At 67.7% G+C, this 13513-nt stretch carries 13 protein-coding genes and 1 pseudogene; 7 read left to right on the top strand and 7 right to left on the bottom strand.

Annotated elements, in window-relative coordinates; translation table 11 throughout:
- Nucleotides 1-88: 88 nt before the first annotated feature.
- Nucleotides 89-1483, top strand: coding sequence for a MinD/ParA family ATP-binding protein (locus A5650_RS15955; RefSeq protein ID WP_067293307.1), 1395 nt, complete (start codon nucleotides 89-91; stop codon nucleotides 1481-1483).
- Nucleotides 1480-3006 carry a type VII secretion integral membrane protein EccD gene (eccD, locus tag A5650_RS15950; protein WP_067293305.1) on the top strand — a complete coding sequence of 509 codons (1527 nt, stop codon included), beginning with the start codon at nucleotides 1480-1482 and terminating at the stop codon, nucleotides 3004-3006. The genes A5650_RS15955 and eccD overlap by 4 nt, the downstream gene beginning before the upstream one ends.
- Here the strand turns inward: eccD and A5650_RS15945 are convergent.
- From A5650_RS15945 to A5650_RS15935, 3 genes are all read right to left on the bottom strand, one after another.
- Nucleotides 3003-3815: a DUF427 domain-containing protein gene (locus A5650_RS15945; RefSeq protein WP_067293302.1), complete on the bottom strand. Its 813-nt coding sequence runs from the start codon at nucleotides 3813-3815 to the stop codon at nucleotides 3003-3005. The genes eccD and A5650_RS15945 overlap by 4 nt on opposite strands.
- 17 nt (nucleotides 3816-3832) lie before the next feature.
- Entirely contained in the window at nucleotides 3833-5215 is a 1383-nt protein-coding gene (locus tag A5650_RS15940; protein WP_067293299.1) for an acyl-CoA dehydrogenase family protein, read from the bottom strand.
- Between the two features lie 106 nt (nucleotides 5216-5321).
- Complete coding sequence (locus A5650_RS15935) at nucleotides 5322-5621, bottom strand: hypothetical protein (protein ID WP_067293297.1); 300 nt, start codon at nucleotides 5619-5621, stop codon at nucleotides 5322-5324.
- Between the two features lie 207 nt (nucleotides 5622-5828).
- Here A5650_RS15935 and A5650_RS15930 point away from each other — a divergent pair, with 207 nt between their 5' ends.
- Nucleotides 5829-6347, top strand: a complete 519-nt coding sequence (locus A5650_RS15930; RefSeq protein ID WP_067293502.1) for a hypothetical protein — start codon at nucleotides 5829-5831, stop codon at nucleotides 6345-6347.
- Between the two features lie 7 nt (nucleotides 6348-6354).
- A complete protein-coding gene (locus A5650_RS27370) occupies nucleotides 6355-6663 on the top strand; it encodes a hypothetical protein (protein WP_082950786.1) in 309 nt (102 codons plus the stop codon).
- A 444-nt stretch (nucleotides 6664-7107) separates the two neighbouring features.
- Here the strand turns inward: A5650_RS27370 and A5650_RS15925 are convergent.
- Nucleotides 7108-8205 (bottom strand): annotated as a pseudogene (locus A5650_RS15925) (13E12 repeat family protein); the annotation flags it as partial.
- A 2-nt stretch (nucleotides 8206-8207) separates the two neighbouring features.
- A complete protein-coding gene (locus tag A5650_RS15920) occupies nucleotides 8208-8477 on the bottom strand; it encodes a hypothetical protein (RefSeq protein WP_067293291.1) in 270 nt (89 codons plus the stop codon).
- A 111-nt stretch (nucleotides 8478-8588) separates the two neighbouring features.
- On the opposite strand from A5650_RS15920, the gene A5650_RS15915 reads away from it, so the two are divergent.
- Nucleotides 8589-9557 (top strand): pirin family protein, encoded by a 969-nt coding sequence (locus tag A5650_RS15915; protein ID WP_067293288.1) that lies wholly within the window; start codon nucleotides 8589-8591, stop codon nucleotides 9555-9557.
- Here A5650_RS15915 and A5650_RS15910 read toward each other — a convergent pair.
- Together A5650_RS15910 and A5650_RS15905 are read right to left on the bottom strand one after the other, a co-directional pair.
- Nucleotides 9538-11709 carry an FUSC family protein gene (locus A5650_RS15910; protein WP_067293283.1) on the bottom strand — a complete coding sequence of 724 codons (2172 nt, stop codon included), beginning with the start codon at nucleotides 11707-11709 and terminating at the stop codon, nucleotides 9538-9540. The genes A5650_RS15915 and A5650_RS15910 overlap by 20 nt on opposite strands.
- 14 nt (nucleotides 11710-11723) lie before the next feature.
- Nucleotides 11724-12290 carry a TetR/AcrR family transcriptional regulator gene (locus A5650_RS15905; RefSeq protein ID WP_067080413.1) on the bottom strand — a complete coding sequence of 189 codons (567 nt, stop codon included), beginning with the start codon at nucleotides 12288-12290 and terminating at the stop codon, nucleotides 11724-11726.
- A gap of 108 nt (nucleotides 12291-12398) precedes the next feature.
- On the opposite strand from A5650_RS15905, the gene A5650_RS15900 reads away from it, so the two are divergent.
- On the top strand, nucleotides 12399-13073 hold the full coding sequence (locus A5650_RS15900) for a TetR/AcrR family transcriptional regulator (protein WP_502687078.1): 675 nt from the start codon (nucleotides 12399-12401) through the stop codon (nucleotides 13071-13073).
- Between the two features lie 61 nt (nucleotides 13074-13134).
- Nucleotides 13135-13513, top strand: a 379-nt coding sequence (locus A5650_RS15895) for a class I SAM-dependent methyltransferase (protein ID WP_156744155.1), incomplete at its 3' end; no start/stop codon positions are given.

Genomic DNA, 13513 nt, shown 5'->3' with positions numbered 1-13513 from the left:
CCGCACGCGGGTGGGCAAGCGCAACCCTACGGGGGGTCTTGCCCACCACCGCGTGCATCCGCACTAGTTATTGATCAGAGAGGTTCCCATGTCGGCAGACTATGACCGGCTTTTCCACTCCGCGGGAGACGCTGTCCAAACAGCCGACGACGACGCAGTGGATCGTGACGCCGTGGCCACCGGTTCGGCCACGCCCCCGCCCGCACCGATGCCCACCGGTCACGCCCCCGTCGAGATGACCGGACCCACGGTGTCCGTCGGGCAGACCAAGGCGGGTCAGGCGCCGCCACCGCAGCAGAACGAGATCACCACCCAGATGCCGGCCGCACGGTCGAGCACGCCGCCGCGGCAACCGAATTCGATGATGCGGATGCCGATGTCGGGTACGCCGGCCGGCGCCCGATTCGAGCAGCCCCGGTCGGTGCCCGCACCGGCCCCGCGGCACGCTCCGGCTCCTGCCCCGAGCCAGCACTTCGCCGAGCGCGAGGTAGAGCCGAACGGGGCCTTCGCCAGCGGAACGCCCGCGCAGACATCGGCAGCCACCATCGGCAACCACCGTGCGATCGATGCCCTGTCACATGTCGGCGTGAAGTCGGCGGTGAAGATGCCGTCGCAGCGCGGCTGGCGCCACATCCTCTACTTGCTGACGCGCATCAACCTCGGGTTGTCGCCCGACGAGCTCTACGAGATGGACCTGCACACCCGGATTCGCCGAAATGCCCGGGACTCGTACCAGATCGGCGTGTTCGGCCTCAAGGGCGGTGTCGGTAAGACCGCCGTCACCGTCGCGCTCGGTTCCGCATTGAGCAAGGTGCGCGGCGACCGGATCCTGGCCGTCGATGCAGACCCCGACGGCGGCAACCTCGCCGACCGCGCGGGACGCCAGTCCGCGGCCACCGTCGCCGATCTTCTGTCCGACAAGGAACTGCAGCGCTACAACGACATTCGCGCGTACACGAGTATGAACGGCGCGAACCTCGAGGTGCTCTCCAGTGAGGACTACAGCGGTGCCCGCCGCGAGTTCAACGACGAGGACTGGAAGGGCGTGACCAATATCGTGTCGCGCTACTACAACCTCGTGCTCGCCGACTGCGGCGCCGGACTGTTCCAGCCCGCGGCCCGCGGCGTGCTGTCGACGGTCTCCGGCCTGGTCATCGTGGCAAGCGCCTCGATCGACGGTGCCCGACAGGCCGCGATGACCATGGACTGGTTGCGCCAGAACGGATATCAGGATCTGCTCAGCCGTTCGTGCGTGGTGATCAACCACGTCGTACCCGGCAAGCCGAACATCGACGTCGACGATCTGGTCGCGCAGTTCGAGCGCCACGTCCCGCCCGGCCGTGTCGTCGTGCTGCCGTACGACAAGCACATAGCGGCCGGCACCGAGATCCAGTTGGATCTGCTCGGCAAGGCATTCCGTCGGCGCATTGTCGAGCTGGCAGCCGCCCTCTCCGACGACTTCGACAGGCTCGAACGTCGGTGACCTCAACCGCCGCAGCAACATCCGCCTCGAGCGTCACGCCAGGGCGGCCGTCGACGACCCGGGTGACGATCCTGACCGGGCGGCGCATGACCGACCTGGTGCTGCCCGCGACGGCGCCGATCGAGACCTACATCGACGAGACCGTCTCGGTGTTGGCCGATCTGCTCGAGGACACTCCCAAGGATGTGCTCGCGGGGTTCGACTTCAAGGCGCAGGGGGTCTGGGCGTTCGCTCGGCCCGGTGCGCCGCCGCTGAAGTTCAACGAGTCGTTGGACGACGCGGGGGTCGTCGACGGGTCGCTGCTGACGTTGGTTTCGGTCAGCCGCACCGAGCGGTATCGCCCGCTCGTGGAAGACGTCATCGACGCGATCGCCGTGCTGGACGAGTCGCCGGAGTTCGACCGCAAGGCGTTGAACCGCTTTGTCGGAGTCGCGATTCCGCTGGTGTCCGTCATCGTGACGGTGATGGCGCTGCTGGCGTGGTCGCGGGCGGGTCACGACTGGTGGTGGGCGGTGGCGCTCGGTGTCCCCGGCTTGGGTCTGCTTGGTGGCAGCGCGGTGGCGAACAGCCGCTACCGCAACATCGACCTGGCGGAGAGCCTCCTGACCGGGGCGGTACCGATGCTCGCGGGCGCGGTCGGCCTTGCCGTGCCACTGCCGCGAGGCGTGGATTCGTTGGGCGCACCGCAGATCGCGGGCGCCGCCGCGCTGGTTCTGTTGCTGACCCTGGCGACGCGCGGCGGGCCTCGCCGCCGAGCCGAGTTGGCATCGTCTCTGGCGGTGACGTCCATCGCGGCGACGGCCGCGGCGATCGCGTACGGATACGGCTGGCAACACTGGGTGCCCGCGGGGGCGATCGCGTTTGGATTGATCGTGGTCACCAATGCGGCGAAACTGACTGTCGCCGTAGCGCGTATCGCGCTGCCCCCGATACCCGCACCGGGTGAGACGGTCGCCAACGACGAACTGCTCGACCCCGTCGCGACAGCCGGCAGCGACGAGGAGTCGCCGACCTGGCAGGCGATCATCGCGTCCGTGCCGGAATCGGCGGCGCGGTTGCACGAGCGCAGCCAATTGGCCAGGCGCTTGCTGATCGGATTCGTGACGGCCGGAGCGCTCGTGCTGGCAGTGGGCGCGATCACCGTGATCACGCAGGGCCACTTCTTCATGCACAGCATGATCGTCGCCGGATTGATCACCGCGATCTGTGGCTTCCGGTCGCGGCTATACGCCGAAAGATGGTGTGCCTGGGCTCTGTTGGCCGGTGCTGTGGCCGTTCCGACCGGCGTGATGGTGCGACTGTGCCTGTGGTATCCGGACCGGTCGTGGCTGGTGCTGGCGCTCTACCTTCTCCTCGGTCTCGTGGCGCTGATCGTCGTCGGGGCCACCGCGAGCGTCCGCCGGATCTCACCGGTGACCAAGCGGATCCTCGAGTTGCTCGACGGCGCGACGATCGCCGCGGTGATCCCGATGCTGCTGTGGATCGCGGGCGTTTACGACCTGCTGCGCAATCTGCGCTTCTAACTCCACTGCGTCGCCGGGCGGTCCTGGCGGACACCGTCGACGGTGACGTCCACCCGCTCGCCGAAAAAGCAGATGCGGTCGCGGACACGTTCGCCGTCGGGCAGCGGATCGCGGTACGTCCATGCGACGTCGTCCGGTCCGCCCGGCACCGAGAAGTACGATGCCCGCCCCTTGTAGGCGCAGTAGCTGACGGTGTCGCTGTCGTCGAGGTCGGCGACGACGTCTTCGCGCGGCAGGTAGTACCGCACCGGCAGGTTGGTCTCGAACAGCAGCAACGGGCGCGTCGACTCCGCGAGCAGACGGCCATCGGATTCGATGCGGACGTGTCGGTTGCCGGTCAGGATGTCGATGCGGTGATACGGATCGTGCGGATGGCTGACGATCGGCTCGTCCTCTTCCCGCCACTCGAACGCGCCGAAGTCCAGGACTGCGTAGTCGGCAAGCTCGGGATCCTCGGGTTGGAAGGCCGCTGCGGGTGCCGTCTCTTCGCCGGCGATGACGTCGAATTCAGCACCGGGGCAAGAATGGGCGCCGAACGGGACCGTCGGGTCGAGCACCGCGCGGTCGTCGCCGGGACGGTCGGCGTCGTCGTCGCCGGACTCCGCGCCCGCGGGCACCAACTGGCCGGCCAGTGCAGAGATAGGCACCGCGTACGTCGGCAGTATTCGGCGCGGTTCCCAGACGAGGAGGGCCTCGCAGGTGTCGACGACCGGTTCACCGGCCAGGGCCACGCGGATCCGCTTCGGTGTCGGTTCGTATCGGAGGGCATCGAGGTTCCCGCGCAACAGGTCGGCCATCCGGATGGCCATCGGGCACCCCTTGTCTGTTACTTGCGCGGCGGGCGCAAGACGTTCATCGCCAACCGCATTATCGGCGCGGGCACTCGATCCTTGGCGGAAAGCGCGGCATCGGCTGCTCGACCCCGCAGCGGTGTGCCTCGGCCGAACATCTTGTTGAACGGGCCGCCGGTGGGTTCGAGGTCGAAGTGCAGCGGGGGCTTGCCGTCGGCGGCGCCGAGCGCGTTCGCGATGACGACCCGCTGGATCTCGCTGGTGCCCTCGAAAATGGTGTACAGCTTGGCATCCCGATACCACTTCTCGACGGGATGATCCTTGATGTAACCCCAGCCCCCCATCGTCTGGATGGCGCGTTCGGTGGCGCGGACGGCGACCTCGCTGGCGGCGAACTTCGACATCGAGCCCTCGCCGCGTTCGAACGGGATGCCACTCGCGGCCATCCAGGACGCACGCCAAGTGAGCAGGCGGGCGCCGTCGAGCGAGGTCGCGAGTTCGGCGAGCGGGAACGCGATGCCCTGGTTGTCGATGATCGGGGCGCCGAACGCCTCCCTGCGGTTGGCGTACTCGGTGGCGTATTCCAGGGCGGCCCTTGCGATGCCGAGCGCCTGAGCTGCGACCATCGGGCGGGTCTGTTCGAAGGTGCCGAGCGTCGCCGAGCCGGAATGTCTACCGCCTTCGATGGCCTCGCGGGCCTTGGCCAGCTTGTAGTCGAGTTTCTCCTGGCCGCCGAGCAGGTTCTCGGCGGGAACGCGGACGCTGTTGAACTTCAGTTCCGCGGTGTGCGATGCGCGGCACCCGAGCTTGTCGAGCTTGCGGACCATCTCCAGTCCCGGGGTGCCGCCGGGGACGATGAACAGCGCCTGGCCCTTGTGGCCGAGCTCCTCGTCGACGACGGCGTTGACCACGTGCACGTTGGCGATGCCGCCGTTGCCGATCCACATCTTGTGGCCGTCGATGATCCAGTCGTCACCGTCGCGGTGGGCGCGGGTGCGCAGATTGCGGACGTCACTGCCACCCTCCGGCTCGGAGATCGCCAGTGCCGCCAACTTGAGATCGCCTGGAGTGCCGAAGCATTCGGGTGCCCACTGCAACATCTGCTCGGGTGAGGCGGCCTGGCCGATCGCCGAGAGCGCGAGTGCAGGCATGACGATGGCGAGACCGATGCCCGCGCACCCCCAGAACAGCTCCTCCATGAACATCGGCAGGGAGAGCCCGGTCGGGTCGCCGATGAGGTCGCGATAGAACAGCGGACTGTAGAAGCCGCGGGCGGCGGCTTCCTCGAGAACCGGCCAGGGGAATTCCTGGCGCTGGTCGTACTCAAGAGCTACGGGACGGACGCACTGCTCGGCGAATTCGTGGGTCCGTCGCGCTAGGTCGTGCTGCGCCTCGGTGGGCGTGAGGTCGAAAGCCACGAAAGTGAGTTAGCCGCGCTTCGGCAATCCGAAACACTTGTTCGCTGAAATGTTGACAAGCCCCCGGATGGCTAGGGGTTCATCCGGGGGCTCGTCGGTGGGTGAGCTACTTGACGTCTACATAGACCGTCTTGTTGATCACCCGCGTATTGCGGTCACCGCCGACGCCCAGGCTGTCGGTCTGGGTGTAGGTCTGACCGGGGCGCACCGCAACTACGGACGCCTTGTCCAGCGGGGCGTTACCGATGCGGTTCACGATCACGTGGTAACCCTGCGATTCCAGCTGGCTGATGGTGTCCTGCGCGCTCCCCGGTCCAGACGGCGCTGCCTGGGTGGGTGCGGCCAGTCCGATCAGTGCGGCGGCAAAGGCGCTAGCGGCGACGGTAGCGATACCAAACTGCTTCATTTTCGAGCCTTCTTCTTTTGTTCCGTTCGGTGTCCGAGCCGTGGCATGTGTCGCGGTTCGTAGCTGCAGCTGATCTTGGAAACCTCGTGGTCAAAGGTTTTAATTCCGTTGGCAGAAATTGATTGCCTGATGGCAGGAATTCTGCTGCGGGACAGCCGATTGGCCATGTTCGGACGTCCGAATTGGCCCGCCGAGGACACTGAGGGGATGGACCTGGCGGGCCTTCGGCTGCGACAGCGCGACGGCGTTACGTGCGGTCCGACGGTTGCGGTGGTGGCTGGTGCGCTGGTGAACCCGGACGCGAATGCGCGGCTTGTCGAGCCGGCGTGGTTCGCGGCGGAGCAGGCGCGGGTGCATCGCGACATCAACCGGCTCTGGCCGAGGCGGCTGGGCACCACGCCGTGCGGGATGGCCCGGGCGGTCAACGGCTGGAGTCGGAAGCTCGGCGTCCGGTATCGGTGGCGGTTGTTCTGCGGGTCGCGGGAGTCGCTTGCCGATGTGCCGCGGGCGGCGGCCGACGGGTGGCCGATCCCGATGCTCGTCGGTCGGTTTGTCCCGCGGCATTGGGTGCTGATCGTCGGGAGCGGGGGCGGTCGGCTCGAGTGTTATGAGCCGACGTCCGGGGCGGTGCGATCCGTCGGTGTGGACAGCGTACGACGGGGTCGGTTGGTCGGGCTGGGGTATCCGCGACCGTTCGCGTTCGTCGTACCACGTTCGAACGTATGATCGAACAATGGGCGAGTTGAAGGGCATTGGGTACAACGGTCAGCCCGTTCAGCAAGCCTTCCGACGTGTCGACCCGGCGATTACAGTGATGGTCGACCTGGCCGCGGTCTTCCCGCGCGAGCCACACGCCGTCGGCGGTTACAACCCGGCAGGTCTGCAGATGCACGCGGTGGTCGAGGGCCGGCTATCGTGCTGGGGGCTGTGCGAGCAGGGCTACTGGTGGGGATGGGTGACCTACGAGATCACCTACGGCGCTCGCCGGAAGGCGGTCACGCACTGGATCCCCGCGTGGACGCTCAAGCCCAAGACGGAATAGCGAACGCCGGCGACTGGTCGCGGGTGGTCGCGTCGACGACAGCCGACAGGACTCACGGTCCTTCGCTGTTCTTGGGGGGTTGTCGGGCTCTGTTGGTGACTCTGGTGGTTGGGGGTGTGGTGCGGCCTCGTCGGAGTCTTCAGGGTCGGGTGGGTCGTCGGGTTCGTCGGGCAGGAGGTATTTCTCGGGGTGGTGGTAGTTGTTGACCCGGGTCTGGCCCGTGTCGAGCTCGGGTGGGGGTAGCCATTCGACGCGGCCGTCGGGTCGGATGCGGGTGCGCCAGCCGCCGTCGGTGACCAGTCGGTTGTGTGGGCCGCAGGCCAATGTGAGCCCGTCGATGTCGGTGCCCCCGCCGGCGGCCCAGTCTTGGGCGGCGTGGTGGACCTGCGCCCAGGACGCCGGTGCGGTGCAGCCGGGTTTGGTGCAGCCCCGGTCGCGGGCGTGCAACACGATGCGCTGCCCCGGTGTGGCCAAGCGTTTGGCCCGCCCGACATACATCGGCACCTCCCGATGGTCCTCGTACACGACGAGGTAGTGCTCGCTGGTGGCGGCCATGGCGATCAGGTCGGCCATCGGCAGCAGGGTGCCGCCGCCGGTGACGGCGAACCCCGCCAACGACCGCAACTCTTTGAGCGTGGTGGAAACGACGATCGTGGTGGGCAGCCCATGGTGCTGGCCCAGTTGTCCCGACGCGAGCAGGGCGCGGCCCATGGCGGTCAGGGCGTCGTGGTTGCGTTGTCCGGTGCAGCGGGCGTCGTTGACGAAATGCTCATCTGTGGGTGGTCCGTCGATGCACGGGTCCGGGTCGTCGGGGTTGCACATGCCCGGGGCGGCCAGTTTGGCCAGCACCGCATCCAGGGTGGCGCGCGCCTCGGGGGTCAACCGTCCGCGCACCGCGCTCATCCCGTCGGCACCTTGCGGGCCGATCTCGATGTAGCGTTTGCGGATCCGCTCACGCTCGGCCTCCTCGGGTGGTGCGCCGTCCTCGTCGAGTAGCGCCATCAACCGATCGGCGACCTTGCGTAATTCCTCGGGGCGCAGCCCGGCCCCGGTGCGGGCCAGATCGGCCTCGGCCAACTCACGGGCCTGATAGTTCACCGACATCGGCAGCTGGTCGAAAAACCGCTCGATCAACGCCACCTGCTCGACCCCCAACGCCCCCCGCGCCTGGGCCGCCGCCGTGTTCTCCAACACCGGGGCCAACGGTTCACCGGTCAACGCGCGGCGCGGGCCCAGCACCGCCGCCGACGCAATGCGCCGCTTGGCCTCCTTATACGAGGTCTGCAACGCCGTGGCGATCGCCTCTGGCCACGAACACGCCCCCACCACCCGCGGGTCGGCCGAGGTTTGCAGGCCGGCGATCACGGCATGATCGACCACCGGAAGGCGCCGGCGCACCCGCTCACACCGAAACAACACCTCCACCAACTCACCGGACCCCAACCCGTCCGGCGAGGCGTCGACAAGCTCATCCAGGGCGGAATCCAACGCATCAAGAGCCTTCACCACCCGCTCCCGACCGCACACCCCGCCCGCGCTCATGGCTAGGAAGCCGCCTGACCGAGACGACGCTGCGCCTCTCCTTGTGAGATGCGCAGGCGTCTGGCCACATCCCGCGGCGTCGCCCCGCGGTCGAGAAGCAGTCGGCCGAACAACCGTTGTTCGAGCGCCGCCATCTGGTTGTCGAGCTTGTCGAGCTGCTCGATCAGCGCGTACAGCTCGGTGCGCGTCAACCCGCCGAGCCGGCACGTCGCGAGCTCCCGGGAGAGCGAGTCCAACTCTGTGAGCACGTCGGAGATGTGATTCGAACGCATGTACGAAGCCTAGCGCTGGGGTCCGACAAGCCAGGGGAAGTTCGGCAGGCGGCAGAAGCGCCGAACTAAACCCGAAGGAATTAATCGGACCACAGTCCGGTTACCGATGGCATGCCTGCCATCACCGCCGACACGCTCACCCTGCCCCGCATCGCCGCGGCCGGACCGTCCGACACCGATCGGCCCGTCCGGTCGATCACCACTGGACCCCGCGGATTCGAGGGCGAGGGCTTCCCCGTCGTCCGCGCGTTCGCCGGCGTCTCCGCCGCCGATCTCGATCCGTTCGTCCACATGGATCAGATGGGCGAAGTCGAGTACGAACCCGGCGAACCGCGCGGCACCGACTGGCATCCGCACCGCGGCTTCGAAACCGTCACATACATGATCGACGGACGCTTCGCCCACCAGGACTCCCACGGCGGCGGCGGCCTGATCACCGACGGCGCCACCCAGTGGATGACTGCGGGCTCGGGCATCCTGCACATCGAGACCCCGCCGACCGAGTTGGTCGAGAGCGGCGGCGTGTTCCACGGCGTCCAGTTGTGGGTCAACCTGCCCCGCAAGGACAAGTTCGCCTCACCCCGATACCAAGCGATCGAGGGGAACGAGGTGAAACTGTTGTCTTCCGACGACGGCGGCACCCTCGTGCGGATCATCGCCGGCGACGTCGACGGGCACACCGGCCCCGGCGCGACGCACACCCCGATCACGTTGGCGCATGCGACGATTCAGCCAGGCGCTCGACTCGACCTGCCCTGGCGGCGCGACTTCAACGCACTTGTCTACGTGCTGTCCGGCCGCGGGACGGTCGGGCCCGCCGCCCATCCGATCCAGCAGGGACAGCTCGCGGTGCTTGGACCCGGCGACCGGATCCGCGTCGACGCTCAGCGGAATCAGGACGCGCACCGACCCGCACTCGAAGTGCTGATCCTCGGCGGCCGGCCGATCCGCGAACCCGTGTTTCAGTACGGCCCGTTCGTGATGAACAGCAAGTCCGAACTGGTCCAGGCGCTCGAGGACTACCAGGCCGGCAAGTTCGGCACTATCCCGCCGAATGCGCTTATGCCGCACCGTCCTTAGCCGCTGTCCGCCGCGCCTCGGGCTTCGGGTACAGCAGGTTCAGCGCGCCGAGATGCGCCGCGACCGTCACCAGCGGCAGGGCCGCCGAGACCGCGAGCTCGTCGTCGGTGGTTTCGTCGCGCAGGGCCGTCACGAAGTCGTCACTGAGCCGCGGTAGCGAGCGCGGCGCTCCGCCAGTGGCTCTTGCGCAGATGGCCTCCGCGTGCGTTTCGAGCACCTCCCTGGTCTTCGAGTAGACCCCGTGCGGCGGGGGGACGACGTCGGCGATCAACTCCGCGGCGGCGCGCAGCCTGACCGCCCGGTTCGCCGACCGCACCGCAGGTCCGCGGATATCGGTGGGACCACTGCTCTCCGAAAGGAACTGTCGCACCGCGTCGTCCACGGTCCGCGTCGCTCGCAACGCCTCCTGGCTCAGCGCGATCACCCGGTTCGTGGCCTGTTCCGACGCACCGCGGGTCACCCGCAGCACCGCCTCCCTCAGGAACGTCGCACCGACGGCGAACGCGTCGTCGATGGCCCGCCCCAACCGATTACGCGAACCGCGCGGCCACAACAGCAGCGAAACCATGATGCCCACGAGCGCTCCGACGGCCACGTCCTCGACGCGGATCAGCCCGACGCTCCAACCGGTCGGCGCGATCAGGTTGAAGATGATCAACACCATCATCGTGAACGCGGCCTGTCCGGCGATGAACGACGCCACCTCCGGCACGAACGCCGAACCGAATGCCACCACCGGCAGCAGCATCCACATCACGACCGGATCGACGCCGACCAGTTCGATCAGCCCGACGCCCAACAGAAATCCGATCGCGGTGCCCGCGACGGCGCGCAACACCCGCGTGCCGGTGGTCAGCGCGCTGCTGCGCAGCACCGACATCGCGCCGAGTACGACCCAGAAGCCGTGCTCGAGCGGGAACAGATGGGTGACGGCGATGGCCAGCGCCAAACCCAGACCCGTGCGAATGCTGTTGCGCAGCACCACCGCCCGGGTGGCGAAGAACCCGCTGGTGATGGCGGCGACGGCCGTGGTCTCCGGCATCACCCAATCCGCGGTGCCGGTCTTGGGCAGCCCGCGGCCCAGCACGCGCGCCAACACCGGGCGGGCGTCGGCCGCCGCGGCGTTGCGAATGACGCGGCCGGTCACCCCGACCGTGGCCGAAAACGTGCGTCGTCCCAACAACTTCCGGCCCACTTCGATGGCGTCCGCGTCATCGGGCGATGCGAGGATCTCGACAATGTCTTCGCGATAGCGACCCTGGGCGATCGCGCGCAGTTCGGTCAGCGCCTCGTCGAGATCGGCCGAGCGGGCTCGACGGGCCGCGACGTCGGAGATCTGCAGTACGGCGGCCGAATCGCGCAGCACCCGGATCAGCGGGTCCTTCATGTCGGCGAGGAACCGCCCGGTGTCGTCCGAGATTCGGTCGGACAGCCACCCGAGATCGTCGACCACCCGGACCAGCGCGCGGCTGCCAGCGGTCAAGGCGACTGGGCGGTAGTCGGCGCCCAGAAACGTCTCCCACAGGTTGTTCATCGCCCGGGTCACGTTCTTGGCGGGCGTGGTGCCCTGCAGACAGTCGGCGAGGCGGTCGCATACCCGCGCGGCGCCACTGCGCAACTCGTCGTGGTGGCGAGGCGGCAGCAGGAACAGCGCGGCGGGCACGCAGAACACGAGCGCGATGAGCCAGCCGAGAAGCCGATCGGGGATGGGGCCCACCGGGGTACAGGCGGGCAGCACGAACGTCAGCAGCGTCGCACGTTGGCCGGAGGCGATGATCTCGCTGAGCACTCCCGAGAACGTCACCACCACCCCGAGTACGAACATCGCCGCGACGCTCAGCCACGGATGCGGAGCGACCAGGGTGCCGAGCGTGATCAGGATGGCGCCGTTGATCGCCAGCCCCAGATACGCCAGCGCGCGAGCCGGCCGGTTGCCCGGAAAGTCGACCATGATCAGCAGCGAGACCGAGCCGAAGATCGTGATCATCGGTGTCTGGGTTCCGCCGCCGACCGCGAAGCTCACTGCGGCGGCGATCGGCACCACGATCGCGGCCCGGATCGCGCGCCGCAGCGCGTCCAGTTCGGGATCGCGCCGCCGCAGCCGGTTTTCGGCGCGGCGCAGCAGCGGAGCGACGACTTCAGAGAGCGACAACCCCGCCGCCCGCGCTACTCGGCGTCGGGAACCGACGCGAACCGGCCGTCGTCGAGGGCCTGGCGTAGCTGTGCGGAGATCCACTGCAATCCGTCTGGGTCGGGCGTCAACTTCGTCTGCTCGTACCCGATGAAGACGTACACGGCGGATTCAGCGAAAAGCTGTGCCTGGCGTTTGTTCTCCAGGATCTCGAACGCCGATTCGTAGAGGATGTCGAAGCGCTGCTGGTCGACTGCCACCTGCACCTCGTGCACGTGCGGGTCCAGCGCGCTCCACACGCGGATCGCGGCTTCCGCGCTGTGGGGCAGATCCAGCCCGGTCTGGAACAGGGCGTCGATGCGGCGGCGCGGGTCCGGCTCACTGCGGACGGCCTCGATCACCCGCACCGTGCGCTCTTGCGTCCAGTGCGAGAGCAGCTCCCTGGTGTAGGCGGGCCAATTCGGGAAGTAGTGGTAGAACGAGCCGGTCGTCACGCCGAGGCGTTGACAGACCTCCGCCAGTTTCAGGCCGCCGTACCCCATGTCGGACAGAATCTCGATACCCACATCGAAGTAACCGTCCCGCGACACGACGCTCCCCATTACCTGGACATTAGTTCCAAGAGGTGCTGATTCTCTACGTCGGATTTCTCGGCGATCAAATCTCGTGATTTGCTGACAAACGGCTGGTCGGGGCGGCGCCAGGAGCTGATGTCTGAAGCACCAGGTGACGTGTGGCACAATTTGACCGTGCCGCATACGGCGAGTAGGGGTCCGGGTCGTCCACCCGCAGCGAAGGCTGCGGAGACACGTGAGCGCATCATAGGGGCTGCGCGCGAGGTTTTCAGCGAACTCGGATATGACGCCGCGACCTTCCAGGCGATCGCGATTCGGGCGGATCTGACGCGGCCGGCGATCAACCACTACTTCTCCAACAAGCAGGTGTTGTGGCGCGAGGTCGTGCAGCAGACCAACGCCGCGATAGTTAGCGCGGGCCGGGCACGCGCGGAGGACGAGACGAACCTGCTCGCCAGGCTGTCGGCGTACTTCACCGCGGCGATGCAGGCCGAGTCCGAAGATCGTTCGGCCGCAGCCTTTTTGGTGACGTCGGTGCTCGAGGCCCAGCGCCACCCGGAGCTTGCCGACGAGGAGCACGACTCGCTGCGGCATTCCCGCGAATTCGTGGCCTGGGCGGTCAGCGAGGCCATCCAGCGCGGCGAGCTCACCACCGATACCGAGGTCGAATCGCTGGTCGAGATGCTCGTCGCGGTGATGTGGGGCATGGGCTTCTACGCCGGCTTCGTCGGCAGCCACGACGAGCTCAAGGCCGTGGTGCGGCAGTTCGAGCTGCTGATGTCGAACAATCTCTGGCGCCTTCAGTCCTGACGGGTGACCTGCCCCACAGCTCGATAGTCTGCCTAAGTTCTTCCGGCTACCATGGCGTTCGATGAGTTCGCTGCGCACTGAAGACGACACCTGGGACATCGCGACCAGCGTTGGGACGACCGCGGTCATGGTGGCGGCCGCCCGCGCCGCCGAAACCGATCGGGACGACGCGCTGATCCGCGATCCCTTCGCGAAGGTGCTGGTGGCGGGCACCGGCGGCGGTGCCTGGGACGTGATGACGGACCCTGGCACCCGCGCGAAGGTCGACGAGGCGGATCCCGACGTCGCCGCGATCTTCGAGCACATGGGGAACTACCAGGCGGTGCGGACGCACTTCTTCGACGCCTACTTCACCGACGCCGTCGGCGCGGGCATCCGGCAGATCGTCATCCTGGCGTCGGGGCTGGACTCGCGCGCGTACCGGCTCGACTGGCCCGCGG

The sequence above is a fragment of the Mycobacterium sp. 1164985.4 genome (genome assembly GCF_001668575.1).
Lineage (GTDB): Bacteria > Actinomycetota > Actinomycetes > Mycobacteriales > Mycobacteriaceae > Mycobacterium.
This window is presented reverse-complemented; position numbering and strand designations above follow the sequence as displayed.

What these genes read in the sequence shown, in the direction of transcription:
- A5650_RS15955 (WP_067293307.1), top strand. Translation starts at nt 89, where the DNA reads ATGTCGGCAGACTATGACCGGCTTTTCCACTCCGCGGGAGACGCTGTC.
- A5650_RS15945 (WP_067293302.1), bottom strand. Translation starts at nt 3,815, where the DNA reads ATGGCCATCCGGATGGCCGACCTGTTGCGCGGGAACCTCGATGCCCTC.
- A5650_RS15935 (WP_067293297.1), bottom strand. Translation starts at nt 5,621, where the DNA reads ATGAAGCAGTTTGGTATCGCTACCGTCGCCGCTAGCGCCTTTGCCGCC.
- A5650_RS15930 (WP_067293502.1), top strand. Translation starts at nt 5,829, where the DNA reads ATGGACCTGGCGGGCCTTCGGCTGCGACAGCGCGACGGCGTTACGTGC.
- A5650_RS27370 (WP_082950786.1), top strand. Translation starts at nt 6,355, where the DNA reads ATGGGCGAGTTGAAGGGCATTGGGTACAACGGTCAGCCCGTTCAGCAA.
- A5650_RS15920 (WP_067293291.1), bottom strand. Translation starts at nt 8,477, where the DNA reads ATGCGTTCGAATCACATCTCCGACGTGCTCACAGAGTTGGACTCGCTC.
- A5650_RS15915 (WP_067293288.1), top strand. Translation starts at nt 8,589, where the DNA reads ATGCCTGCCATCACCGCCGACACGCTCACCCTGCCCCGCATCGCCGCG.
- A5650_RS15905 (WP_067080413.1), bottom strand. Translation starts at nt 12,290, where the DNA reads ATGGGGAGCGTCGTGTCGCGGGACGGTTACTTCGATGTGGGTATCGAG.
- A5650_RS15900 (WP_502687078.1), top strand. Translation starts at nt 12,399, where the DNA reads ATGTCTGAAGCACCAGGTGACGTGTGGCACAATTTGACCGTGCCGCAT.